Annotated in this window: 21 protein-coding genes; 9 read left to right on the plus strand and 12 right to left on the minus strand. The window is 52.4% G+C overall.

Annotated features, from left to right (window positions below; genetic code table 11):
• Nucleotides 1-38: 38 nt before the first annotated feature.
• The 7 genes from FY034_RS07405 to FY034_RS07435 all read left to right on the plus strand — a co-directional run bounded on the left by FY034_RS07405 (nt 39) and on the right by FY034_RS07435 (nt 8,134).
• Complete coding sequence (locus FY034_RS07405) at nt 39-428, plus strand: helix-turn-helix domain-containing protein (protein ID WP_265554824.1); 390 nt, start codon at nt 39-41, stop codon at nt 426-428.
• Between the two features lie 226 nt (nt 429-654).
• Nucleotides 655-1,062 (plus strand): hypothetical protein, encoded by a 408-nt coding sequence (locus FY034_RS07410; RefSeq protein ID WP_265554826.1) that lies wholly within the window; start codon nt 655-657, stop codon nt 1,060-1,062.
• Nucleotides 1,063-1,071: 9 nt separating this feature from the next.
• Nucleotides 1,072-1,551, plus strand: a complete 480-nt coding sequence (locus tag FY034_RS07415; protein ID WP_265554827.1) for a hypothetical protein — start codon at nt 1,072-1,074, stop codon at nt 1,549-1,551.
• Nucleotides 1,548-2,684, plus strand: coding sequence for a tyrosine-type recombinase/integrase (locus tag FY034_RS07420; protein WP_265554828.1), 1,137 nt, complete (start codon nt 1,548-1,550; stop codon nt 2,682-2,684). Before FY034_RS07415 ends, FY034_RS07420 begins: the two co-directional genes overlap by 4 nt.
• A 251-nt stretch (nt 2,685-2,935) precedes the next feature.
• A complete protein-coding gene (locus FY034_RS07425; RefSeq protein WP_265554831.1) occupies nt 2,936-3,142 on the plus strand; it encodes a hypothetical protein in 207 nt (68 codons plus the stop codon).
• 205 nt (nt 3,143-3,347) lie between these two features.
• Nucleotides 3,348-4,655, plus strand: a complete 1,308-nt coding sequence (locus FY034_RS07430; RefSeq protein WP_265554834.1) for an MBL fold metallo-hydrolase — start codon at nt 3,348-3,350, stop codon at nt 4,653-4,655.
• Between the two features lie 455 nt (nt 4,656-5,110).
• Nucleotides 5,111-8,134, plus strand: coding sequence for a PAS domain S-box protein (locus tag FY034_RS07435; protein ID WP_265554835.1), 3,024 nt, complete (start codon nt 5,111-5,113; stop codon nt 8,132-8,134).
• A gap of 29 nt (nt 8,135-8,163) precedes the next feature.
• On the opposite strand, the gene FY034_RS07440 is transcribed toward FY034_RS07435, so the two are convergent.
• Together FY034_RS07440 and FY034_RS07445 are read right to left on the minus strand one after the other, a co-directional pair.
• Nucleotides 8,164-8,862, minus strand: coding sequence for a hypothetical protein (locus tag FY034_RS07440; RefSeq protein ID WP_265554836.1), 699 nt, complete (start codon nt 8,860-8,862; stop codon nt 8,164-8,166).
• 128 nt (nt 8,863-8,990) lie between these two features.
• Complete coding sequence (locus FY034_RS07445) at nt 8,991-9,986, minus strand: 2-dehydropantoate 2-reductase (protein WP_265554837.1); 996 nt, start codon at nt 9,984-9,986, stop codon at nt 8,991-8,993.
• 392 nt (nt 9,987-10,378) lie between these two features.
• Here FY034_RS07445 and FY034_RS07450 point away from each other — a divergent pair, with 392 nt between their 5' ends.
• Both FY034_RS07450 and FY034_RS07455 read left to right on the plus strand, forming a co-directional pair.
• Nucleotides 10,379-11,128 (plus strand): TSUP family transporter, encoded by a 750-nt coding sequence (locus FY034_RS07450; protein WP_265554838.1) that lies wholly within the window; start codon nt 10,379-10,381, stop codon nt 11,126-11,128.
• 333 nt (nt 11,129-11,461) lie between these two features.
• Complete coding sequence (locus tag FY034_RS07455; RefSeq protein WP_265554840.1) at nt 11,462-14,107, plus strand: ATP-binding protein; 2,646 nt, start codon at nt 11,462-11,464, stop codon at nt 14,105-14,107.
• A gap of 70 nt (nt 14,108-14,177) precedes the next feature.
• On the opposite strand, the gene FY034_RS07460 is transcribed toward FY034_RS07455, so the two are convergent.
• The 10 genes from FY034_RS07460 to FY034_RS07505 form a co-directional block, all read right to left on the minus strand.
• Entirely contained in the window at nt 14,178-15,785 is a 1,608-nt protein-coding gene (locus FY034_RS07460; protein WP_265554842.1) for a CTP synthase, read from the minus strand.
• Between the two features lie 38 nt (nt 15,786-15,823).
• A complete protein-coding gene (gene kdsB, locus FY034_RS07465) occupies nt 15,824-16,582 on the minus strand; it encodes a 3-deoxy-manno-octulosonate cytidylyltransferase (RefSeq protein WP_265554844.1) in 759 nt (252 codons plus the stop codon).
• Nucleotides 16,583-16,703: 121 nt separating this feature from the next.
• Entirely contained in the window at nt 16,704-17,963 is a 1,260-nt protein-coding gene (locus FY034_RS07470; RefSeq protein WP_265554846.1) for an EAL and HDOD domain-containing protein, read from the minus strand.
• Between the two features lie 24 nt (nt 17,964-17,987).
• A complete protein-coding gene (locus FY034_RS07475) occupies nt 17,988-19,052 on the minus strand; it encodes a protein-glutamate methylesterase/protein-glutamine glutaminase (RefSeq protein ID WP_265554848.1) in 1,065 nt (354 codons plus the stop codon).
• A gap of 4 nt (nt 19,053-19,056) precedes the next feature.
• Complete coding sequence (locus FY034_RS07480) at nt 19,057-19,929, minus strand: CheR family methyltransferase (RefSeq protein WP_265554849.1); 873 nt, start codon at nt 19,927-19,929, stop codon at nt 19,057-19,059.
• A 4-nt stretch (nt 19,930-19,933) separates the two neighbouring features.
• On the minus strand, nt 19,934-20,302 hold the full coding sequence (locus FY034_RS07485; protein ID WP_265554851.1) for a response regulator: 369 nt from the start codon (nt 20,300-20,302) through the stop codon (nt 19,934-19,936).
• Nucleotides 20,303-20,305: 3 nt separating this feature from the next.
• Nucleotides 20,306-20,797 (minus strand): chemotaxis protein CheW, encoded by a 492-nt coding sequence (locus FY034_RS07490; RefSeq protein ID WP_265554852.1) that lies wholly within the window; start codon nt 20,795-20,797, stop codon nt 20,306-20,308.
• 91 nt (nt 20,798-20,888) lie between these two features.
• Nucleotides 20,889-23,621 carry a methyl-accepting chemotaxis protein gene (locus FY034_RS07495; RefSeq protein ID WP_265554854.1) on the minus strand — a complete coding sequence of 911 codons (2,733 nt, stop codon included), beginning with the start codon at nt 23,619-23,621 and terminating at the stop codon, nt 20,889-20,891.
• A gap of 29 nt (nt 23,622-23,650) precedes the next feature.
• Nucleotides 23,651-24,247 carry an MBL fold metallo-hydrolase gene (locus FY034_RS07500; protein ID WP_265554856.1) on the minus strand — a complete coding sequence of 199 codons (597 nt, stop codon included), beginning with the start codon at nt 24,245-24,247 and terminating at the stop codon, nt 23,651-23,653.
• A gap of 15 nt (nt 24,248-24,262) precedes the next feature.
• Nucleotides 24,263-24,874, minus strand: a complete 612-nt coding sequence (locus FY034_RS07505; protein ID WP_265554858.1) for a CheR family methyltransferase — start codon at nt 24,872-24,874, stop codon at nt 24,263-24,265.
• Between the last annotated feature and the right edge of the window lie 21 nt (nt 24,875-24,895).

Raw genomic sequence — 24,895 nt, forward strand, 5'->3', positions numbered from 1 at the left:
ACAAATAGTTTAGTCACTAAAGAAAATCAAGAGAAAAAATGACAGCCACTAAAATATTTCATAAGCAGCTAAAAACATTGATGGATGAAAGAGGAACTAAAAAAGGAGTTCTTGCTAAAGCCATAAATGTTTCCCCAGGGCTAATAACTCAATATTTATCTGGAGATAGCGGAGTTTCACCACGCACAAGGAAAGCTATTTGTGATTATTTCATGGTTAATGAGGAATGGCTTGAGTACGGAACCGGTGATAAAGAGCTTAGATTTGAAGTTGTGCAGGAGATCGGTCCAGAAACAAAAAAGCCGACCAACCCTGTAGTACAAGGGATAATCGGCATTGTAGAGGCAATGACGCCAGAGCAACAAATTCAGGCATTCAAGGCCCTTTCAGAACTTTTTACCGCTTCACACCAGACAGAAAAACCATGATGCACAAAACAGTAACCAGAGGAGATTTACCAGCCTCAAGAATCTCTCTGATGATGTTAACCTGTTGTTTGTAGCTAATCCGGCTTTCGTTGCGGTACAACCGTGCATAATCCTGCATTTGTTTGCCTCCATTAAAATGTTTTTTAATGGTCTACCACTTGAAAACGGAAAATAAAGTGGTAGGCTTAAAAAATGTTAAAAAATATAAATTAAGGGGTGTCGTAAAATGGATTACTGGGTATGTTCTGAATGTAATCGCAAAATAGCAACAAAATTAAAATCATGTCCTTACTGCAGGCCCGCTGCCAATTCGTCCACACCAGAAGCTGAACCAACACTACCCGCCAAAACACCAAGCCTTGCACCAGGTGAACCAAACATTGAGGTATCAACAAAATACCCGGCAATGAGCACTATATCCATTGTCATTAAAGTTGTTGCAGCATTGGTTTTAATCATTGGGGTGCTAACTCTTCTTATTCCAAGCGGGGGCTTGGCCCAAAAAGCAGCGGCAGTTGGCATTACCGCAATACTGGCCGTTATACTGTGGTCATACTCAGAAGCTATTGATATTGCGGTTGATATAGAAAGTAATCAGAGGAAGTTGATTAAAATACTTATGGAAAAACTTTAAGAGGCACAAATGAGATACTTAATTGCTCTGTCAACTTTACTTTTATTAATAAATACTGCAATTGCAGACGTGTATTCGTGGGAAGATAAAGACGGCATGCACTTTGTCGATGATCCCGGCAAGGTTCCGGTTAAATATCAAAACAAAATGAGGTCTGATGGAAGCAGCCCAAGAACAAACATCCATCCAAGGGTTATTGATGGCAAATTAGACGTTTTGGATCTGCAGCAACAGTTCCGGTATAATTACAATAATGATGTTATAAACGTATGCGACAAGACCACCAATTCAATGAATAAGCAAGTTGATGATGCCTTTTTGTCAAAAGATCATGATGCAATATTAAAAACAAAAATATCTGCAAAAAAGTCTGACTGTGAATATAAAATCAAAAAAGCAAACATGGATTATTACAGAGGCATAATAAGAATACATATGCGTAATTTGAGCGTTTCAGAGCACAGATACGCTTTGGATTGGTCTCTGTGAGCCTTGAACGCCACCCCACACTACCAAACACATGGCGGGCCAGATACTACCCCAATGGCCGCCGCAAAGATCCGGCTACTGGAAAAGCCTCAAACGACCGCGAAACCGTCTACTTTGAAGGGGATGAAGCATCAGCACGGGCATGGTATGTCACCCTGCTGCAATCCAACCCGGCCAAAAAAGCGCCACCTCTGGCGCCAACTATAGACCAGGCATACACTGACTTCTGCGTACACTACCGCAATGAAGTATCAGAACGCACCTATAAGGACTTTCTGCTCACCTATGAGCGGCACCTGAAAAACTTCTTTGGCTCATTCCGTCCGGCCATGCTCACGCCGGCCATATTTGATGCCTACAAAAACAAGCGCAGCCTTGAAACCTATCTGCCAGGCAAGCGGGGCCAGAAACCGGATCAGGACACACCAGCAGACAAAGCAAAGCGCAAGCCGGTAACCAGGCGCACCGTGCAGAAAGAAATAACCTACATCCAATCAATGCTCAAATGGATGATCACCAACAACAAATGCCTGCCACTGGCGTTTAAAATTAACAACTACAAAGCCAGCCAGACAGAAGCTCCGGCCAAAATAATACCCACTAGACGGGAAATGATCCTGCTAATCAGGGCCTGCAGGGGAGAGCGCGACAGAAAATATCGGCACATGCTGGCAGTAGCCTACTACTCCGGCTTGAGGCGATCAGAACTGTTCAACCTGGACGGCTCAAAAATAGACCTGCAAACAGGCTACATGCGGGTAAAAGGGAAGGGCGATAAAACCAGAACTGTTCCGATTGTGACCAGACTAAAACCATACTTGCGTAAAGCCCACAAACGGGGCAGACTGTTCAGCAACCCTGAAACTGGCAACGTGTGGGACAATCTTGACAAACTGCTGATTAGGATCTGCAAGGCCGTTAAAATGGAAACCATATCCCTGCACACCTTCCGGCACGCCTTTGCCGTGCATGCCCTGATGAGAGGCACCTCACTGCGCACCCTGCAGCTGGTAATGGGGCATAGCAGCATCAAGACAACAGAGAAATACCTGCACTTGGTACCAGCAGATTTAACTCTTGATCTTGACCCATTGGCAAAACGCACTGCGCCAACCAGAAGCCGTAATAAGTAAATAATTGTGGCGAGTTACAAGTTTGTTTTTAAAACTTCTAAGCCGTAGGTCGCAGGTTCGAATCCTGCAGGGGACGCCAAATATCAAGGGCTTACGAAAGTAAGCCCTTTTTTAATTGTTGAGACTTGTTGACATGTGATGTGGTGCATTTTTTAAAGTGCTCCGGCTTATCCCTCATCTATCAGGGATTTCTGATCCCAGAAGTTGACAAATAACATGGCAAGGCAGAAGGTGGTAGCTATAGAGGTATAGTGAACAAAAAAGAAATTGCTATGATGGTTAACCCGTCAACAGGCATTGATATGCAGAGCGTAATTGAACAGGCGCGTTCAGCTCAAAAGGCGGCCAACGTAAACCAGCCGCCGCAGACGCCAGGCGCCAAAACAGCGACAGTCAATCAAAACCAGATGGATGGGAAAAATCCGCAAGGTGATTACACCTTTTCGGTCTATGCCTGACCTTTAGAGCAAGGCCACTGCCGATCTAAGTGACCATCCCCACGGATATAGTTACTTCTAGAAATGATTGTGCCGGTTTTTGTCTGGGGAAAAACGGCCTCTCCCTTTAAACAGCCTCTTAATTTGGTATAGTATCAAAATAGTTACTAGGTATCGGCATGATGGTACTGCGGTGATACGATCAAAGGTGCGTAAGGAGGGTCACATGAGCCTGTTGAGCGACGCAATCAAACGTAACCTCACTCGCAGGACCTTTCTGAAGGGAGCGGGCTCCCTGGCCGCTTTGCCCTTCCTGGCCAGTCTCGGTGGCGGCCTGCTGAGCGGCTGTTCCTCGAACGCCGGCGCTGCCGGATCATATAACACGAAGCTCGTGATACTGGGTTCATCAGGCGGCGTAGGATACTGGCCAGGATGCAACCGGGCGAGTTCCTGTTCCGCCCTGGTTGTCAACGGGACCATCTATCTCGTGGATCTGGGGCAAGGCTCCACGTACCGGCTGAACCAGGCGTTCAACTACACACCGCTGGTGGACAATAACAGCAACTATATTTCTCCTGCCTCTACAACCTTTCTCGGTAGCATAAAGGCCCTCTTTTTCACCCACCTTCACCAGGATCACCTGGCCGACTATGCAAACCTGCTCCTGATCGGAGCGGGCAGCAACCTCGGCACTCCTACGGCGGGCAACAACTTGGAGGCGACAAAGCCTCTCCAGGTAATCGGTCCGTGTGACCGGGGGCAGATGGACATCAACAACAACCCCTATCTCAACCCTACAGATTGGGATATCTATGCTTACGGGGGGACGGTCGACCAAACCCCCACACCTGGCACGGAAGCCATGACCGATCTTGTCTTTCAGGCCTTTGCACAGGCCGAAAATGACCTGATGCGTGACGACGCATACCCCAGCTACAAGAGCCTGGTGCAAGTCAGAGAGATAGGCACCGGACTCGCTGCTCCCGGAGACAACACCTGCCCGGCGACGCCCCCGTTCCAGGTATACCCTGCCGGAGGAGGGGCTGACGAGAACGGCGTCAGCGTGTATGCCACCCTCGTTGACCACCGCCAAGTGTACCCTGCCTTCGCATATCGGTTCAATACCCCCGACGGTTCGGTGGTCTTCTCGGGAGATACGGGACCGAACACGACCGCCGACCGGTCACTTCTCTGGGGGGACGACAGACTCGCCCACGGAAACCTGCAGACGCTTGCCCTGGGCGCAGATATCCTCGTGCACGAGGTTATTGATACAGTCTGGATCGAATTCAAGTTCCCGAATGACAGCCCGATCAAGACCCACATGCAGAACGCCCACACGCAGGTTGAACGTGTTGGGCAGATCGCGGCGTGGTGTGGTGTCAAGACTCTGGTTCTGAACCATATCGTGCCTGGCATGGCCCCGATACGGAACCTGCTGCAGGCGAAACAGAACTTCCCGGGAAACCTGGTCATCAGCGATGACCTCATGGAGATAGGGGTAAGTTCCTTTGGCGGCGTTGTGCTGAGTTAGTTGAAGTCCTCAGCTGAGTCATGAGCTAATAGTTCGAAGCGTGTTGGTTAATGGATGCTGGATATTAAGGGTTTACGAGAGTAATCCCTAGTTTGTGTTGAGCATTGTCGGTGTTTGATTGTTTGACTGTGGGAACTTAAGCGGTATTGTTTGTTATGGAGTGCAGTGAATAACTGCTATTCCATCGCTTGATTGAATGGAAGGAGGTTCTGAGAATCTTTTGTTGGCTATTAGACCCTGTGTCTGAGTCTAAACCGTTGGATGTCTTTGTACGCAACGATCAAGAGGCCTGCTGGGTACTAACGTGCATCTGTTTCGGGGTGGTCTGGAGATGTGGCGGTTTATGCTGCAAAGTGAATCTTTTCCTAAAAAATGTATGGCTAGTCAGCTCTTTTGAGATAGAATGGCGGACATGTGACAATGCTGTGCTACTTGAAATCAGGAGATGGATATCCATGAAGTGGTTGCGCTCATTGCCCATACATATGCTGATTCTGCTGCTGCTCATGCTGGTGGCGCTGCCCTCCATCGGCATTATCATACAATCCGGGCTTCAGGTGAGAGAAGCGACCAGCAATGATGCCGGCAAGGCATCAAGCTACCTGCTTAACAGCGTTGTTGCTGAATTACAGACCAAGGTTGACAGCTCCCGTCAATTGTTGGAAATGCTGGCGCTTTTCGCGGAAGTGCGCCAGAAAAACAGTGCGGCCACCAGCCGTTTGCTGACCGACCTGCTTGCCAGATATCCCCTGTATACCAACATCATTATTGTTGACCGCTCCGGAGTGCCCTGGGCCAGCGCGATACCGGATCACAGAAAAATATCCTATGCTGATCGTAAAATTTTTAAGGATGCCGTAGCAACAGGGCGCTTTTCACCCGGTGAGTATACTATCGGCAAGGCTTCACAGAAGCCGATCCTCAACTTTGGTCTGCCGATCAAGGATCAACAGTCTGTTGTTACCAGTGTGATCCTGATCGGAATCAATCTTGAAAAGATCGGCAGTGTCTTGAATGCGCACAGGCTTCCTGCCGAGACCTCCTTTGGCATATTCGATAGCAAAGGGGTTTTTCTCTACAGAACGGCCCATGCCAATAAGTTTATTGGAAAACAGGATCAACCGCATCTGTTCGAACAGATGAAGAATGGTCCTGAAGAAGGAATTATCGACATTGTCTCCAATGACGGTGTTCACCGTATGGCGGCATACCGCAAAATTCGGCTGTCTGATGATCAGCCCCCCTATGCCTATATCCGGGGCGGGATTCCGCTTGATCATATCGTTAACAAGGCGAATAGCAGCATAGCAAAAAATCTGACCATTCTGTCAGGCATGCTTTTGCTCGGTTTTATAATAAGCCTGCTGATCAGCAGGCGCTGCATTGTCAAACGGATCTCGGCGCTGCATGATGCCTCCCAGCGACTGGCCGCCGGTGATTACCGGGTAAATGTCGACAAAGAGGTTGAGGGGGGAGAGCTGGGAAAGCTCGCAGAGGCCTTCAACACCATGGCTGGCAAACTGATTCAGAGAGAGAAGGCGTTGGCTGCCAGTGAGCGTTTTCTGAACACAGTTGTCGACACGGAACCGGAGTGTGTCAAACTGCTTGATGCCGATTGCAACCTGTTGATGATGAACCGGGCCGGGCTTGGGATAATTGAGGCTGACTCTTTTGAACAGGTACAAGGGCGATGTGTCTGTTCCTTGATTGCACCGCCCTACCAAGCCGCTTTTCGCGAACTGACCAGACAGGTTTTTCTGGGAATTCAAGGACGGCTTGAATTTGAAGCCATCGGGCTTAAAGGCCGCCCTATCTGGCTGGAAACCCATGCGGTGCCGTTTCGCGATGATCAGGGAAATATTACCTCTCTGTTGGGAGTTACCCGTAATATTTCCGAGCGGAAACAGTTTGAGCAGGCAATCAAGGCCGAACGTGATCACTTTCAAGCCTTGTTTGAAAATGACGGTTCGGCCCACGTGATTGTTTCATCAGATCGCCGGATTGTGAAGGTTAACCGGCAGTTCTGCGAGATGTTTGGTTATGATGAAGCCGAACTACTGGGAGAGTCAACACTCATACTGCATGTTGACCAGAAACATTATGACGAGTGGGCTCCCAACTTCCGTCAGGCGTTGGATAGCAAGGAACATTTCAGCGCCGAATTTCCCTGGCGCCGCAAGGATAACAGCATATTCTGGTGCGTCTTTAACGGGGTCAGGCTGGAGCTTGTTTCCGGTGATATCGTTGCTGTCTGGACGGTGATTGATATTACCGCACGTAAACAGGCGGAACAGCAGCTGCGGTCAGCCAAGGAGGCGGCTGAGGCGGCGAACTCCGCCAAGAGTGCATTTCTTGCCAACATGAGCCATGAAATCCGTACCCCCATGAACGGTATTATCGGCATGACGCACCTGTTGCAGACAACCGTCGTAACGCCGGAGCAGGAGCATTATCTCGAAAATATTGAAAATTCGGCTAACAGCCTGACGACTCTGATCAGTGACATCCTTGACCTGTCGAAGATCGAGTCCGGCAAACTGGAACTGGAATACAGCGACTTTTCCCTGCGCCGTTGCATCCGGGAGCTGCTTGCCAGTCAACAGTTTCAGATTCAGCATAAAGAACTTGTGGTTAAGACTGATATTGCGGATAACGTGCCGGATATTCTGCGGGGCGATCAGCTACGAACCCGGCAGATCCTGCTGAATCTGATTGGTAATGCCATAAAATTTACCGAGCAGGGCTCCATTGCCATTACTGCCCGCCTGATAGCCCAGCAGGACGACCTCGCCCTGATCCGGCTCAGCATTTCCGATACCGGTATCGGCATGTCGCCACAACAGATAGAGCGGATCTTTGCTCCTTTTGAACAGGCGGATAACTCAATTACCAGAAAATTCGGCGGGAGCGGTTTGGGATTGGCGATCTGCCAACGCCTGATTGAGCTGATGGGAGGACGGATCTGGGCTGAAAGCACAGAAGGGAGCGGCAGCAGCTTCCATATTGAGATGCGTTTCTTTATTCCGGAATCCTCAGCAATCCAGCTGGTTGCAGACAACACACCACTGTCAGAATCTGTTGTCCGGCAAAATCTGAATATTCTGCTTGCAGAGGATAACAAGGTTAACGCTGAGTTTATTGTAAAAATACTGGGTAGAACCGGACACAGGATTACTGCGGTGGAGAATGGTCAGCAGGCGCTGGAGCTGTTACAGCACCAGCGATTTGATTGTGTCCTGATGGATATACAGATGCCGGTGTTGGGAGGCGACGCTGCCACCCAAATCATCCGGGAACAGGAGCTTGGTACAGGGGAGCATATCCCGATCATCGCACTCACCGCCCATGCCATGACCGATGAACGGATACGGCTACTGAATCAAGGGTTTGATGCCCATGTATCCAAGCCGGTGGATATCAGCTTTCTCATTGCCGAACTGGAACGTGTGACATCTGCTCAACTCAACCAGCCACGATAGTCAGCGCTGCCCCCCTGTCTTTGGGTAAATCAGCTTGTTGCAACAGTTCCAAGCAGTTTTTCATACATGGCCAGCAGTGTTTCATTACTGAGGGCAACAACCATTGGATGTGGGACGCCTTTGTGTTCTGCTCCGTTTTTGACGATCATCTCATACAGCTCCCCGATGTACATTGAATAGGCCTTGCGGTAATAGTCCCACCAGACCGGTAGTCCGTCCGGTGACTGGTCAAAGAGCTGGCTCAAAAGATGGTGCAGTACCCGCAGTTTCATTTCAGCCCAGGCACTTTCATGCAGTGCCTTTTCATAGCACCAGGTGTAATCCGGGTAGGCCTCTGACTGCTGCATCAGCTGGGTGGCCGTCAGCAACCGCTCGTCTTCAAGAGAAGAGGCGATCCCGCGGTTTATTGATCCGCAAATGAGTTCACAGTCGTCAGCAAATTTTCCGCTCAGCAACAGCTGGTTTACCACCGCCACCTGAATGGTGGTTGCTATAAGCCCCCGGAACGTTCCGTCAGGGTTAGAGCTCTGCACCACGGCAATAAGGTCCAGATGGAGGCGTTCCTCCAGGGACTCCCGTAAAGCTGGATTCTGCTGAAATACGTTGATTTCAAAGTGCTCATGTGCCAGAGCCTCGCTGCCAAGCAGCCTATCCAAGCACTCCTTGATGCCGTTGCTGATCTTTTCCTTTGTTTGGGGGTTGATTGACAAATCAGTTTCCGGTTTCACTCTATCCTCCTGATGGTGTATTGATGGGTGGTGTGGGGAAGTAACCGCTTTTTAGGACAAGCGGCAGGGGCCCGGGTCTTCGGCTTACAGTCCCTGCAGGTGTTTTCTTGAATTGAAAGCAAGGCTTCTCAACTTGGTAATGGCTGCCAGGGGTACAGGCCATGCACACGGCCATGCAGACGGGCAATACCGAGCAGGATATCAATAGTGGGGGTTGGCTCACCTACGTTCTGTCCGATTTCACGCACGGCACTGACAAGCGCATCAAGCTCTATGGCTCTCCCCGCAGCGGCATCCTGAAGCATGGAGGTCTTGAATGCCCCCAGTTTGCGGGTTACGGCATTTCTTTCCTCGCCGCTCTGGCTGACCGGGCAGCCGATTTTGGCTCCGATTCGTGACGCCTCTGCCATGACATCCAGGCAGAAGCGGTTGACCAGCGGATCATCGAGGATTTGGTCGCAGGTCGCGCCCGTGATGGCAGAGACCGGATTCATCGTCATGTTTCCCCAGAGTTTGAACCAGATGTCGGTCTGAATACTCCTGGAGACCTCTACCTCAAGTGTTGCCGATCCAAGCAGTTGTTCAAGCTTACGTACTCTCTCGGAATCACTGCCATCGGGCTCCCCGATAATCAGTCTTTTGCCGAAGACGTGACGTATAAAGCCTGGTTCTTGCAAGGAAAAGCTGCCATGTACGACACAGCCCAGCACACGGGCAGCAGGAATTCTGGCGGCAATTAAACCGTCCGGATCCACTGACGCAAGTCTTGTCCCGGCATAGGTGCCCCCGAATCCGTCAAAAAACCACCAGGGGATGCCATTCATTGCGGTCAAAACCGTCGTGTCCGGGCCGATTAACGGAGCAATTCCCTGGGCGACCTGCCCCAAGGCAGTGGCCTTGACAGCAATAATGATCAGATCCTGCACGCCCAGATCTGCAGGGCTGTCGGTGGCATACACGTTTGCTGTAAGCAGCGTGTCACCGCTTTGCATCCTCAGCCCGTTACTCTGCAGGGCCTTCAGCGTGGCCTGGCGTGCCACGACATGTATGGTATGTCCTGCGTGGGCAAGCAGAGCCCCAATGAATCCGCCGACCGCTCCAGCGCCATAGATGCAAATTTTCATGTTGGCCGTACCTGTCTAAAATTATTTGGTGAAGCGTGAACCAGTCTCCGGGGAAAAGTGTGCTACAACCTGATCAAATCAGCACGTACTACTCAGATATGCAGATACTATGCCACGGAATCTTGGTGATGGAGTGGAAAAAAGTCTCATGAAGTCAGGTTGTTGACTTGTGTTGAGGTCGTTGGGTACATAACCGGTTTTCTGTTTTGATAATTTCAGCAGTGAACCGTGTTTTCAGGTTGCAGCCCGTGCAGAGATAGTGGCAGGGTAGACATACTGGTAGCGCAAGAGGTATGGGGAGGGCAGTATGCACGGCAGGTGCTTCCGGCACAGATCACTTAACTCAACACCCGCAGACTGCAGACTGCAGCCTGCGGATAGCATCAGTTGAGATGTCCTTGACCCTGTTCTATCTCTTTTTTGCCGCCTTTGTCGCAGGTGTGGTGGATGCAATTGCCGGGGGAGGTGGTCTGATTACGGTGCCTGTGTTGCTGGGGATCGGGCTGCCACCGCAGGTTGCGCTGGGGACCAATAAACTGCAGGCCAGCTTTGGTTCCGGCAGTGCCATGCTGCATTTTATCAGGGCAGGACAGATACGGTTGCGGGACTGTCTGATTGGTGTGATCTGGACGGCTGTCGGTGCAGGGCTGGGGGTAGGGGCGGTGCAGTTGCTGGACCCCGCGCTGCTGCGGCAACTTATTCCCTGGTTGCTGGGAGCAATTGTACTCTATACCCTGTTCTCGCCAAAACTTGGTCAGGACGATATCCACGCCCGTTGGCCGGCCGGACCGTTCTATCTGGTCTTTGGGCTTGGTATCGGCTTTTATGATGGTTTTCTCGGTCCCGGCACCGGTTCTTTCTGGGCCATGGCATTCATGCTGCTGCTGGGATATTCCATGGTGCGGGCCACGGCCTATACCAAGGTGATGAACTTTACCAGTAATGCCGTAGCACTGCTGTTTTTCCTGATTGTCGGCCAGGTGCAGATTGTTGAGGGGTTGGTAATGGGGGCAGGGCAGTTTTTAGGGGCGCGTATAGGTGCCAGGCTGGTTACCCGTCGTGGTGCTGCCTTTGTCCGACCGGTTTTTATCATTATGGTGCTGCTGGTGCTTGTCAAACTTATCCTGCAGAATCGGGGCTAGGTGAACCCGGATAGTCTGAGGGCAGCACACTCGCAGGCATTACCGGCAGCAGTAACTTCCTGGAAGTCGCAGCAGGTCCGGCAGGTTCATGGTCGGTCCTTTCCTGGTATCCTTTGGTGTTCTGATCCGGCCTGATCAGATGCAGGCCGCGACTCAGCCAGTGCATAGCGGCGCCATGTTCAAGGCCGTCTGGCGGTGTCACGAAAAACAGCTAAAATCAACTTGATTATGGTTCAATTGGATGCATAAATAACAGCAGGTTTGAGCCAGTAATGCCCTGTCCCCGCAAGGTCTGCAGCATATGTTATCCATAAGAGGATGGAGTCCTTTTTGATGAAACAGCTTTCAGCACTGTCAATACGGGCGCAACTGGTTTTGATCACACTGATCATTGCCCTGCCTGCCATTGTTATTATCATTTATGTCGGTGTCCAACAGCGCAACAACGTTGTTGATGATGCCTATCAGCTTACCCGCCTGCTTTCCGAAAGGATTGCCTCAGAACAAAAATACACGGCTGCAGCTGCAGAGCAGTTGTTGGTGACACTTGCCCAGATGCCGGAAGTCAGGCAGCACAATCAGGCCAGGGTCAAACAGCTGCTGCTTAAACTGAATGAGCTTAACCCTCAATATGCCAATATCCTAGTAACCGACCTGAGCGGCAAGACCTGGGCGGCCGTCTTTATGCCGCCTCCACCAGCCATGCTTGACGACCGGCGCTATTTCAAAAACGCGATCTCCAGCGGGCGGCTTTCGTCTGGCGAATATGTTGTCAGCAAAAGTATGGCGAACAAGCCGGTCTTTCATTTTGCCTATCCCTACCGTGATACCGCTGGCAAGATCGGCGGTGTCATTGTGGTTGCCTTCAGACTTGATACCTATTCAACGATTCTGAAAAACAGCCCCTTGCCCGAAGGGACGAACTTTCTGTTGCTTGACCATGCCGGTGTGATCATGCATCGGGCTCTTGAACCGGAAAAGGTTATCGGCAGGAAATATCCGGAAGTTGCCTTCAAAAAGATGCTGGCAGGACCTGATGAAGACTCCTACCGGGGACCGGCCTCCTTAGGTGACGAACGTTTTATCAGTTACCGTAAAATTCGTCTGCAGGGTGAGTCAGAACCGTACATGTATGTGCGGGTCGGTGTCCCGGTTAAAACCACCCTTGCCGCAGCTGATCAAACCATGCTGAAAAACATCGCTTTTCTTGTCGCGTTCCTGTGTGGCGCATTTCTGCTGGCGTATCTGATTGGTAAACGTTCGATTGCAGACCGGATTATCCTGCTGGAACAGGCCTCCCAGCGCCTTGCCGGTGGCGAGATGCAGACTCAGGTGGCCAGCGCTGTTTCGGGTGGCGAGATTGGGCGCCTGGCGCAAAGTTTTGATACCATGGCCCAGCAGCTTACCGAACGGGAGCAGGTAATCCGCGAGAGTGAAGCCCGTTTACGAAGCATAACCGATTCTGCCCAGGATGCCATCCTGATGATGGATGCCCAAGGGGCGATTACCTTCTGGAACCCGGCCGCAGAGCAGATCCTTGGCTATCATGCCGATGAGGCCCTGGGAAAGGATCTGCATGCCTTTTTAGCCCCATCCCGCTACATGCAGGCCTATCATGATGCCTTGCCGGGATTTGTGCGCTCTGGCGAGGGCACGGTCATTGGAAAAACAATCGAGCTGGCTGCAAGACGTAAAGACGGGCAGGAGATAATGGTGTCTCTGGCATTGTCATCCGTCCTGCTGCATGGGGCCTGGCATGCCGTCGGGATACTCCGGGACATAACTGAAATCAAACACTATCAGGAGGAATTACTGGAGGCCCGGCATTCTGCTGAAGCTGCCAACCGGGCCAAGAGCGAATTCCTAGCCAACATGAGCCATGAGATCCGGACTCCGATGAATGGTGTTGTCGGTATGGCTCAACTTCTACGGTATACCCAGCCCACCAGAGAGCAGGAGGAGTACCTGGATAACCTCGAGCTTTCCTGCAAAAACCTGCTCGAACTGATCAATGATATTCTGGACCTTTCCAAGATAGAGTCAGGCAAACTTGAACTTGAATCAGCTGTTTTCTCTTTGCGGAGTTGTATTCAGGAGGTAATCAGCAACCAGGCCTCACGCATTGAGCAAAAAGGGCTGCAGCTTCTGAATGCAATCGATGACCAGGTGCCCGAACAGGTGGTGGGAGACTCCTTGCGATTCAAACAGATTCTGCTCAATCTGCTGGGCAATGCCATCAAGTTTACAGAAGCGGGCAGTATAACGATATCCGGGACGCTCTCTGCCCGGCAGGAAACCGGCTGTACCTTCAGGCTGGTGGTAAACGATACCGGGATCGGTATGACCGGGGAGACGTTGCAGCGAATATTTAACTCCTTTGAGCAGGCTGACAGCTCGACCACCCGAATATATGGCGGCAGCGGCCTCGGACTTACTATCTGCCGCCGCCTGACGGAACTGATGGGAGGGCGTATCTGGGCGGAATCAGTCTTCGGAACGGGCTCAACGTTCTTTCTTGAACTGCCGTTTACCCTGCCGCAGGCAGATGGGGATGGGACTGGTCAGGCAGTGCTGCCTGCTGAGCCGGTTCAGACAGGGATGGACAGGAGGTTGAAGATACTGGTTGCTGAAGACAACAAGCTGAATGCCGATACCATCGTTGCCATGCTGAAACGGATGGGGCACGAGTCTCTGGCTGTGTCAAATGGACGTGAAGCCCTGGAAAAATGGCATGCCTCTGCCTTTAACTGCATTCTGATGGATATCCAGATGCCGGTGATGGACGGTAACCTGGCTGTTGCCACAATTCGCAAGCAGGAGCAAAAGATGGGGGGGCATACGCCGATCATTGCCATGACTGCCCATGCCCTGCATGGCGACCGGGAACGCTTTCTGGCTGAAGGCTTTGACGGGTATGTCTCGAAACCGGTGGCGATGCAGGCTCTGGCTGCAGAGCTGCGGAGAGTCAGCAGCGCATGAGGTGCTGAAAACGTTTAAAAAAGGGACAGGCCGTGGTGGCCTGTCCCTTTTTTGTGTCTATCCTGTCTCTCTAACGCTTGTTGCGGTGTGTCAGCGACGCCCCGATGAAGGCCCTGAAGAGCGGGTGGGGTACCAGCGGTTTTGACTTAAACTCCGGGTGAAACTGGCAGGCCAGGAACCAGGGGTGATCGGGCAGCTCGATGATCTCAACCAGGTCTTTCTGCTGGTTGATGCCTGACAGTATCAGACCTTTGGTGGTCATCAGCTCACGGTAGGTGTTGTTAAACTCATAACGGTGACGGTGCCGCTCAGAGATGTCAGCCTCATTATAGGCGTCAAAGGCCTTGGTCCCCTTGGAAACGGTACAGGGGCAGGCTCCCAGGCGCATGGTGCCCCCCTTTTTGTTGATGGTCTTTTGTTCTTCCATCAGGTGGATCACCGGCTCTTTACAATCATGTTTAAATTCTGTTGAATTCGCCTTTTTCAGGCCACAGACGTTCCGGGCAAATTCAATTGCAGCCATCTGCATCCCCAGGCAGATACCAAAGAACGGGATCTGCTTGGTACGGGCGTACTCAATGGCCAGTACCTTTCCTTCGGTGCCACGCTCACCGAAACCACCCGGCACCAGGACGCCATCCACGTCATCCAGCCAGCTCTCAACACCGTTTTCCTCGATTTTTTCTGCATCAACATATTTGAGGTAGACGCGGCAGTCGTTGGCGATACCGCCGTGGGTCAGTGCCTCAGCCAGGGACTTGTAGGATTCGGTCAGGTTGACATACTTGCCCACAATGGCGATTCGCACTTCGCCGTGGCTGGGGTGGCGCAGGGTTTCCACCACATCCTGCCAGGGGGTCAGATCCGGCTGCTTGGTCCAGATGTTCAGCTTTTCAACCACCTGTTCGTCCAGCCGCTCCTTGTTCAAGGCCAGTGGCACGGCATAGATATGCTCTGAGTCAACCGAAGGGATCACACAGCTCTCTTCTACGTTGCAGAACAGGGAGATCTTCTTCTTCATATCCTGGGGCAGTTCGCGGTCGCAACGGCAGAGCAGGATATCGGGCTGAATACCGATTTTGCGCAGTTCCATGACCGAGTGCTGGGTCGGCTTGGTCTTCATCTCGCCGGCTGTACGGATGTAGGGTACCAGGGTAACATGGATATAGAGGGTGTTGCCGGCCCCGCGGTCAAAGCGGAACTGACGGATCGCCTCAAGGAAAGGGAGCGATTCGATGTCGCCGACGGTGCCGCCTACTTCAACGATGGCCACGTCGGCCCCTTTGGCGTTTTCAGTAATCTTACTCTTGATCTCGTCGGTGATGTGGGGAATGACCTGTACGGTACCGCCCAGATAGTCGCCCCGGCGTTCTTTGTCAATGACTGAAAAATAGACCTGTCCGGTGGTAAAGTTGCTCTTCTTGGAAAGCCGGGCCGAGGTGTAGCGCTCGTAATGTCCCAGGTCCAGGTCAGTCTCTGCGCCGTCATCGGTTACAAATACTTCTCCATGCTGAAAGGGGGACATGGTGCCGGGATCAACGTTAATGTAAGGGTCCAGCTTCTGCATGGTAACCCGCAGGCCCCGGGATTCAAGCAAAGCCCCGAGAGAAGCGGCTGCCAGACCTTTGCCGATGGATGACACAACACCACCGGTGATAAAGATAAACTTGGTTTTCATGGAAAGAGACTCCTGATCTTTTGCTCGTGCAGTCATGGTTATCCTTGCTTCATACGTTCTTTAGCCTTGTTCAGGTCGTCAGGTGTATCAACACCCAATGATTCAAATTCTGTTTCTACCACCCTGATCCTGATCCCGTTTTCCAAAGCCCGCAGCTGCTCAAGTTTTTCTGAAAGTTCTAGAAATGTCTGGGGCATTGCAGCATATTCAAGCAGGAAATTTCGTTGATAGACGTACAATCCCACATGTTTAAAACAGAGCAGGCGTCCCGAGGCAAAGGCCTCATCCTTCAGGTCCTGCCACTTGTCCCGAAAGAAGGGCAGGGGAGAACGGGAAAAATAGAGGGCATAACCGTTATTGTCAGTCACGACCTTGACCACATTGGGGGAGAGAAAATCGTGCAGGCATTTGACGCGGCTCTTGAGGGTGCCCATCTTGAGCCCGGGGTTTTCCAGAAACGGTTCAATGGCCTGGTTGATCATGGCCGGATCAATCAACGGCTCATCACCCTGCACGTTGACAATGATGTCGGCATCCAGTCCTCGCGCCACTTCAGCCAGCCGGTCTGTGCCGGTTTCGTGGTCAGTCGAGGTCATGATCGCCTCACCGCCGATCTGGTGGATGACATCGGCAATCCGGCGGTCATCGGTGGCAACAATGGCCCGGGAGACCAGCGAGGCCTTGACGGTCTGCTCGTAGACATGCTGGATCATCGGCTTTCCAGCCAGGTCAGCCAGGGCTTTGCCGGGAAAACGAGTGGAACCGTAGCGAGCGGGAATGATGGCAACAATCTGCATGGTCATACATCCAAGGGGCAAGGGTCAAGGGGCAAGGGGCAAGAAAAATCAAACTTTTGATGCCGTTGCTCCTAAAAAGCAAGCATGGAAAATACTCTCAAGCAGCAGGACTGTCAAGGTTTCAGGAGTTGCGGCGCTGCCCTTGAACAATACTGTTCCGCCAGTTGAAGGCATCCAGTTGGGCAGCCAGCAATTGATCGAGGCTGATGGACAAGGCATCAAGCAGTTTCTGTACGACAACAAAATCTGCTTTTTCCAGCCGTTCCGCCAATAACAACAACATGCCGAGTTGCCCTTCACGACGCAGCAGGGCATCAGCCATATCTTCGGACAGGTTCAGGCTTTCAACCACGTGCTCCATGGGGGTCTCGTAGAGGGCGTCCAACAGTGACAGGATACCGGTCAAAAAGGCGGTTTCCACAAGGTCGCTGGTGCGGCTCTGGCCGGTACGCTGCATCATCAGCAACTCCATCAGGCGTCCCCGTACGGCAGCCATTTCAAGCAGCGGCGAGTTCAGACCCCGTTCATCCTTACCGGCAAACAGGGCGAGCTGCACCCAGCGCCGCAAGTGGTTTATCCCCAGAATCATGATGGCATGACGGATATTCTTGATCTTTTCCCGCAGGCCGATCATGACCGAGTTAACCAGCTTCAGCAGGTTAAAGGTCAGGCTGGGGTTTTCGCGAAAGGTCTCTTCCACCTCGTCAATATCCCAGTTCTCATTTAACTGCTGCAGCAGCTTCATCATGGCAATCCCGGAGGGATCAATCCGCTTCTGGCCGATAATGACCGGCCGTTCAAAAAAATAGCCCTGGAACAGTTCAAAACCGCACTCCAGGCATTGCTCAAATACCTCGATGGTTTCAACCCGCTCTGCCAGCAGTTGTACCGGGTACTTTCGCAGGTTTGCCGCTATGCTGGACAGCTCAGCCGGGTCGGTGGCCATGATATCCACCTTGACAATATCCACCATCTTGTAAAAGGCGGAGTGTTCCGGTGCATAGATATGGTCATCCAGAGCAATCTTGAAGCCCATTGACTTCAGTTCACTGCAGCGCAGGCGGACGTTGTCGTCAAGTTCGATGGTTTCCAGGATCTCCAGAACCGATTGTTGAATCGGCAGCAACTCAAGCATTTCCGAATGCAGTACACCTGCAGTGATGTTCAGGAAACCGAATTTGTCGCCCAGCACGTCCTGGAGGCCGAAATCTGACAGGGCACTGGATATGACCGAAGCCGATGCCTGGGCCTGGCTCTCGAACTGGGCAGTCGTGTGGTGACTGGCCGCCCTGAAGAGCAGTTCATAGCCGAAGATCTCCTGCTTGCGGTTCAGAATCGGTTGACGGCCAATAAAAAATTTGAGGTCAGGTTCGATTGCCATAGCCTGTTTCCATGTGGAGCACTGTTAAAGACATAATTTCAGGGTCTCTGCCGCTATCCGGTCCAGCGGCATGATCTTGTCAACGCCACCCAGCTTGATCGCTTCGTTCGGCATGCCGAACACCACGCAGCTGGCCTCATCCTGGGCAATGGTCCGTGCTCCGGCATCATGCAGTTCCTTCATGCCGTGGGCCCCGTCATCCCCCATCCCGGTCATGATCACACCAACCGCATTCTTACCGGCATAGCGCGCTGCCGAGCGAAACAGCACATCCACCGAAGGGCGGTGCCGGGAAACCAGCGGCCCTTCTTTGACCTCAACATAGTAGCGGGCCCCACTGCGCTTCAGCAGGGTGTGCTTGTTACCCGGTGCGATCAGGACATGTCCCCGCACCACTGAATCGTTGTTTTCCGCCTCTTTGACGGTTACCCGGCAGATACTGTCCAGTCGCTTGGCAAAGGCTGCCGTAAAATTTTCCGGCATATGCTGGACAATTACGATGCCCGGGGTGTCTTCCGGCAGCATCTGCAGGAAGGCTGAAAGTGCCTCGGTTCCGCCGGTTGATGCCCCCACCACCACTACCTTTTCGGTGGTCATGATCATGGCCTTGGTAGTAGGGGCCTCCATCATGACGTCGGCGGTATATTTGGGGCTGACTTCACGGATGGCGCGGATCGGCTTGAGTCTGGCTGCCGCCGCCGCCCTGATGCTGTCACAGATCCGGATACGTGACTCCTCGATAAACTGCTTGGTGCCCATCTTCGGTTTGGTGATGATATCCACGGCCCCGTATTCGAGCGCCTTCAGAGCGGTTTCGCTGCCGCTTTCCGCCAGGCTGGAACACATTACCACCGGAATCGGGTGTTGGGACATCAGTTTCTGTAAAAAGGTGATGCCATCCATGCGTGGCATTTCCACATCAAGGGTGATCACATCAGGTACCTGTTCGGCAAGCTTCTGCACCGCCACAATCGGATCCTGTGCCATGCCGATCACCTCTATCCCCGGATCACTGGAGAGGATGTCGGACAAGGTCTGACGAACCAGGGCGGAATCGTCAACTATCAGAACTTTTATCTTGTTTGGCACGAAATTAGTCCTTGCGATACACGGTGTTGGCCACCTGTACGAAGGGGACCTCCAAGCCGTTTAATGTCTCGGAGTGTCCGATAAACAGGTACCCGCCGGTCACCAGCTGGCGATGGAACTTGCGCATCAGCTTTGCCTGGGTCTGCTTGTCAAAGTAGATCACGACATTTCGGCAGAAAATGACATCCATATGTTCGCTTATGCCGAACTGGTCCTCCATGAAGTTAACCCGCTTGAAGCTGACGCTGCTGCGCAGCTCCGGGGTGATCCTGACCAGTCCCTTGCTGCGGTCCTTGCTGCGCAAAAGGTATTTTTTTTTCATGGAGAGCGGGATGGTGTCAGTCCGGTCCTCTCCGTAGACTGCTGATGATGCCTTTTTAATGACCTGGGTACAGATATCCGAGGCCAGGATTGAGAACTTGAAACCGTGGTTGGCAGCAGCATAATCGCTTAATACCATTGCCATGGTGTACGGCTCTTCCCCGGTGGAACAGCCTGCAGACCAGATCCTGAAGGGGTTCAGGGGACTTTCACCGGCCCCCCTCAGCTGCCGCATGGTGGGGATCGCCTCCCGCACCAGAAAATCGAAATGCTGTGGTTCACGGAAAAAATCTGTCTTGTTGGTGGTGACCACATCAATCAGCTGAATGATCTCCTGTTCCCGCCCCGCCGGAGAAAAGATGAAGTCAGAATATTCCTGAAAGCTGTGCATTCCCAGCGCCTTCAGGCGTTTCTGCAGACGGGCTTCCAGCATGGTCTTCTTGGCGGGGGGCATTTTGATCCCCACCTCATCATAGATCAGTGCGCTGAACTGCTCAAACTCCTTGTTGCGCATGCTGCAGAGCTGTGGTGTGACTGGGCTGCTGTCGTGATTCATCAGGTTACTCCCGGGACAGCAGTTTGGTAACCGTTGCAAGCAGATCTTCCTGTTTGACCGGCTTCATCAACCATCCGCTGGCACCCGCAGCCCGTGCCTGTTCAAGCAGGTGTTTCTGCGAGTCGGTACTCATCACCAGTAACGGAGTGGCGGAAAACTGCGCCAACTGCCGCACCTCACGGACAATGGCAATGCCGTCTTTGCCCGGCATGTTGATATCGGTGATGATCAGGTCCGGCACTACCTCCTTGATCCGCTCAAGGGCCAGCAGCGGATCAGAGACGGTTTCAACCCGGTGCCCGCCATGTTGCAGGGTGAACTTTGCACTAAGCAACTGGGGCTTTGAGTCATCTATCAACAGGACCGTTTTCACCGCTTACTCCTGCACCCCGCCAGTCTGCAGAGCCGCCATTTCCTGTTCTGAGAAGACCCGGTCGATATCCAGGATCATCACAAAATGTTCTTCATGCTTTCCCATTCCTTTGATGAACTCGGTGTTGAGGCGGGTGCCGATATGGGGCGCCGGTTCAATCTGTTCCGGCTCCATCTCAACTACCTCCTGCACGGAATCAGCCAGGGCACCCAGGATGGTGGTGTCCCCTTCAAGGGTTACTTCAACCACAATGACGCAGGTGTTGATGGTCTGTTGCGTGGCTGACATGCCAAACTTGAGCCGCATGTCAATCACCGGTACCACACTGCCACGCAGATTGATGACTCCCCGCATGAACTCCGGGGTCTGGGGGACCTTGGTGATGGTGGTGTATTCCAGTATTTCCCTGACCTTGGCCACATCAAGGGCAAAGACCTCATCCGCCAGTTTGAAGGTCAGGTATTGGACTGTTTCGGTTATGGTTGAAACACTCATGCAAGCCTCCAGGGCAAGAAAAAAGTGTGAAGAGTGACGTTGGAAGAGTGAAGAGGTTTTCTTTCACCCTTCACTTTTCACTCTTGCCTTTCTAAAATTTCTCAAACTCGTCATCCAGGTGATCCTTGCCCTTACCGCCCAGGTCAATGTGCACCCCGCCGCTCTTGGTCGGTTTGGGTGCTGTTGTATGCGTTACCAGAGGGCGCTGCGGTGCTGCAGGCCGGGCCGGCTGTTTGTGGGGCAGGGCACGCTGGGCGCCGTGGGTGTCGAGGCTGAAGAAAGCGATGGTTGTCTTGAGCTGCTCGGCCTGACCGGCCAGCTCTTCGGTGGTGGAGGCCATCTCTTCTGCTGCCGAGGCGTTCTGCTGGATAACCTGGTCAAGCTGCTGGATGGCACGGTTGATCTGGTCGGCACCGGCATCCTGCTCTTTGCTCGACGCTGATATCTCCTGCACCAGCTCGGCAGTACGCTGGATATCAGGCAGGATGGCGGTCAGCATCTGACCGGCAGCCTCGGCCACCTGGACACTGCGGCCTGAGAGTTCGCTGATCTCACCGGCTGCGGTCTGGCTGCGCTCTGCCAGTTTACGTACTTCAGAGGCAACCACGGCAAAGCCTTTGCCGTGCTCACCGGCCCGGGCTGCCTCAATGGCGGCATTCAGGGCAAGCAGGTTGGTCTGGCGGGCGATCTCTTCAATGATGCTGATCTTGGTGGCAATTTCCTTCATGGCAGCCACGGTCTCATTGACCGCCTTGCCGCCCTCACGGGCATCGGTGGCCGATTTGTTGGAGATCTTCTCGGTCTGGCTGGCGTTGTCGGCATTCTGTTTGATGCTGGAGGACATCTCTTCCATGCTGGAGGAGATCTCTTCGGCAGAGGCAGCCTGCTCAGTGGCTCCCTGGGACAGGGACTGGGCCGTGGCAGAGAGCTGCTGCCCGCCGGTGGCAACACCGTCAGCTGCTGCCTGTACCTCACGGACAATCTCTTTCAGCTTCTCCACCATGTTATAGAGCGATTCCATCAGATCGTCCTGGTCAGAACGCTTCTTCAGTTCTACCATCAGGTTGCCCTGGGCAACCTGTTTGGCATTGGCGGTGATGGAGTTGAGCGCCTCAATGTTCTGCTTGATGGAGCTGTTGATTTTTTCAAAGTTGTCGGCAATGGTCTGGGTGTCTTCATCGCTGCGGGCGACCACCGTGTTTACATTAAGGTCACCAATCGCCATCAGTTCAAGATTCTTAAGCAGCTTCTCAACTTCTGTATCCTGGAATTTGGCCTGTTTATCGGCAATACGGGCTGCCTTTTTGACGGCAGTCTGGTCGGTAACCACCTCAAAGGCGGCAATGACATTGCCATTGTCATCCTTGATCGGTACGCCGGTGTAATCGATATCCAGATTAAGGGAGCCGGGATGGGCATCGGTGGCACTGCTGGCTGTCTGGCCGCCGGTTATGGCACGCTGGCAGGCACATTTGTCGGTTTTACAATCCGAAGTACGGAAATGGTCGTAGCACTTGGTGCCGACAACCTGCTGCTGGGTTCGTGCACCAACCTCAGCACCCAGTTTGTTCATGTAGAGGATGTTAAAGTCACGGTCGATGATCATGGCCGGGGCCGGCATGACATCCAACAGGCCGACCAAACGGGCAATGGTGTTGTTGACACCGTCCACGATCTTACGGAAATCTCCCAGGTGCCGGGATGCATCGGCACGGGTGTTGACGCGACCTTCCATGGCCGCCTTGGCCAGCATGTTGGCATCAGCCACCAGGGCGTCAACGGCATCAATACAGCCGTTCAGGTTATTCTTGATCTCATTGAAGTCACCGCTGTAGCTGTCAGTAATCTTGGGCGGGATGTCGCCCTTGCTGATCCGGTCAACATACTCGGCAGCTACGTTCAGGGGGCCGATCACGGCATCCAGGGTTTCATTGACACCAACCACGATCTTCTGGAAATCGCCCTGATGCTTGGTCGCATCAGCACGGGTAGCCAGCTTGCCGGCTATCGCTGCCTCGGACAGCATGGAGGCGTCTTTGATCAAGGCCTGGATTGACTCGGCCATCTTGCCCATGGCAGCCTGCAGGATGCCGGTTTCATCTTTCGAGGTTGTGTCAAGGTGAACATCCGTATCACCGGCGGCAATCTTGTTGGCTGCATCAACACAGGAATTAATTGGAGTGACAATGGATTTCGTGATGAACCAGCCCATAAAAATACCGACCAGCAGGGCCGCAATGCCAAGTATGAGGATAATTTCTTTTGTCTGGTCTGCGAGTTTTTCTGCCAAGTGCCCCGTATCGTCGACTGACTTTTTCTGATGGTCCAACATCTCGTTGATTGCCTTGAAGTAGTCTGCTTGTGACTGGCGCAACTTGGTAAGCATAAGATGGACAGCTTCTTCTTTTTTGCCGGACTGAACCTGTTCAATGACCAGTTTCTGGTCATTCCGTATGGCGACTCGCTTGTCTTTAAGATTACCTAACAGTTTTTTGCCGGTGTCTGATTTTACGGTTTTTTCAAGTTCACTGAGTACTTTTGTTATTTTTTCTCCGGACTCGTTGACCCTGACCAGTTCCTTCTGGCGTTCGCCAAGATCGTTTACTAACAGCATATTCCTGATGGCACGGGCCTGGATGTTGACCTCGTTACGGATCTCGGCAAGTTGATCCGTCTTAACGATCTTGTCCCCGGTCAATAACATGAGTTCGTTATCCAGTTTGACAACATTAACGTAGGCCACTACGGAGATGATGGTCAGTAGCACTAATATGGATGCGAATCCGACAGCCAGCCTTTTACCGATCTTCAAGTTTTTTAACATTTGCTGGACCTCCCTCGTATGTTTGTTACTTAGATGACTTCGCTCTGTCGCACGTTTTGCAGTGTAGTAAGTATAATGTTGCGTACATCATGATTGAATGGTTCATCATGTCCTGGATAGATCAGGTCAATTTTCCGCTGGGCCAGCTTGATCAGGGTCTGAACATAGTCCCGGGTATATTTGCCTCCGGTGGTGCGGATCCGCAGCTGGGTATCACCTGAAAAGAGCAGCTTGTGAGACTGGCAATAAAAGGCGACTGAGTCTGAGGAGTGTCCCGGTGTATGGATCACCTCCAGATAATCATCACCTGCCTTGAGCAGCTGACCTTCCTTCAGCAGGTTGTCAACGCCGGGGCCATCCACCCAGCCGTAGACCCTGGCGCCGTATCTCTGCCGGAGCAGAGGGGCTGAGGCAGCGTGGTCAAAATGGTTATGGGTCAGCAGCACCTGTTCAACCGCGACCTTGCCGCAACCGGTGTAAATCTTTTCAATCTCGTCCAGGACGTAATCATCGGTGCCTGGATCGATCAGGGTGTTGACAGCATCCAGTTGGTTCCATTCTCCCAGGATCAGGTATGAACGGCAGGTGTAGTTTTTGGGGTTTCTGGCCAGTTGAATTACCCGCATACCGGCACCTGCATTTTATTCGCCCACTTTCCTGAATAACTGCGCATCAGGGGTCACCTGTTCAAACAGGTGACAGATCTCGCGGGGAATCTTCTGGGTGTTTTCTGTGGCAAAGTAGCCGCCAGGAGCCAAAGAACGGTGGTACATCTTCAAAACGTCAATCCGTTGCTCATAGGAAAAATGCAGCAGCACATTCTTGCAGACGACCAGTGAGTAGTCTGATCCGACCGGTTGCAGCCCCAGCAGGTCGTTGTATTTGAAAAAGACCCGTTTGCGAATCCGGTCGATTATCTTGTGGTAACCAGGCTTACCAGCAACCTCTTCAAAGTATTTGCCAAAGATCTCGGGCGGAATCCGCTGCAGTTCTTCTGATTTGTATTCAGCGGCTGTCACGATATCACCGAAATTGTTTTCGCTGTCGTAGTCAGTGGCATCAAGGTAGAGCGTGTTGAAGCCCATCTCCCCCATCCGCTCGGCAAACAGAATAGCCAGGGTGTACGGCTCCTGCCCAAGGGCACATCCTGCATCCCAGACCTTGATCCGTAGCCGGCCCAGGGCCAGTTTCAGGGTGTACTCAACAGCGTGTTCAAGGACCGGCAAATCACGAAAAAAAAAGGTAAAGGCCATAAGAATCCAGGGTTGAGGTTC

It is taken from the genome of Trichlorobacter lovleyi (genome assembly GCF_015239775.1).
Taxonomy (GTDB): domain Bacteria; phylum Desulfobacterota; class Desulfuromonadia; order Geobacterales; family Pseudopelobacteraceae; genus Trichlorobacter; species Trichlorobacter lovleyi_B.

Coding starts and splice junctions, on each gene's coding strand:
- FY034_RS07470 (WP_265554846.1), bottom strand. CDS start 17,963: ATGGCAATCGAACCTGACCTCAAATTTTTTATTGGCCGTCAACCGATT.
- FY034_RS07430 (WP_265554834.1), top strand. CDS start 3,348: ATGAGCCTGTTGAGCGACGCAATCAAACGTAACCTCACTCGCAGGACC.
- FY034_RS07415 (WP_265554827.1), top strand. CDS start 1,072: ATGAGATACTTAATTGCTCTGTCAACTTTACTTTTATTAATAAATACT.
- FY034_RS07455 (WP_265554840.1), top strand. CDS start 11,462: ATGAAACAGCTTTCAGCACTGTCAATACGGGCGCAACTGGTTTTGATC.
- FY034_RS07460 (WP_265554842.1), bottom strand. CDS start 15,785: ATGAAAACCAAGTTTATCTTTATCACCGGTGGTGTTGTGTCATCCATC.
- FY034_RS07405 (WP_265554824.1), top strand. CDS start 39: ATGACAGCCACTAAAATATTTCATAAGCAGCTAAAAACATTGATGGAT.
- FY034_RS07490 (WP_265554852.1), bottom strand. CDS start 20,797: ATGAGTGTTTCAACCATAACCGAAACAGTCCAATACCTGACCTTCAAA.
- FY034_RS07450 (WP_265554838.1), top strand. CDS start 10,379: ATGTCCTTGACCCTGTTCTATCTCTTTTTTGCCGCCTTTGTCGCAGGT.
- FY034_RS07500 (WP_265554856.1), bottom strand. CDS start 24,247: ATGCGGGTAATTCAACTGGCCAGAAACCCCAAAAACTACACCTGCCGT.
- FY034_RS07505 (WP_265554858.1), bottom strand. CDS start 24,874: ATGGCCTTTACCTTTTTTTTTCGTGATTTGCCGGTCCTTGAACACGCT.
- kdsB (WP_265554844.1), bottom strand. CDS start 16,582: ATGCAGATTGTTGCCATCATTCCCGCTCGCTACGGTTCCACTCGTTTT.
- FY034_RS07445 (WP_265554837.1), bottom strand. CDS start 9,986: ATGAAAATTTGCATCTATGGCGCTGGAGCGGTCGGCGGATTCATTGGG.
- FY034_RS07435 (WP_265554835.1), top strand. CDS start 5,111: ATGAAGTGGTTGCGCTCATTGCCCATACATATGCTGATTCTGCTGCTG.
- FY034_RS07410 (WP_265554826.1), top strand. CDS start 655: ATGGATTACTGGGTATGTTCTGAATGTAATCGCAAAATAGCAACAAAA.
- FY034_RS07480 (WP_265554849.1), bottom strand. CDS start 19,929: ATGAATCACGACAGCAGCCCAGTCACACCACAGCTCTGCAGCATGCGC.
- FY034_RS07495 (WP_265554854.1), bottom strand. CDS start 23,621: ATGTTAAAAAACTTGAAGATCGGTAAAAGGCTGGCTGTCGGATTCGCA.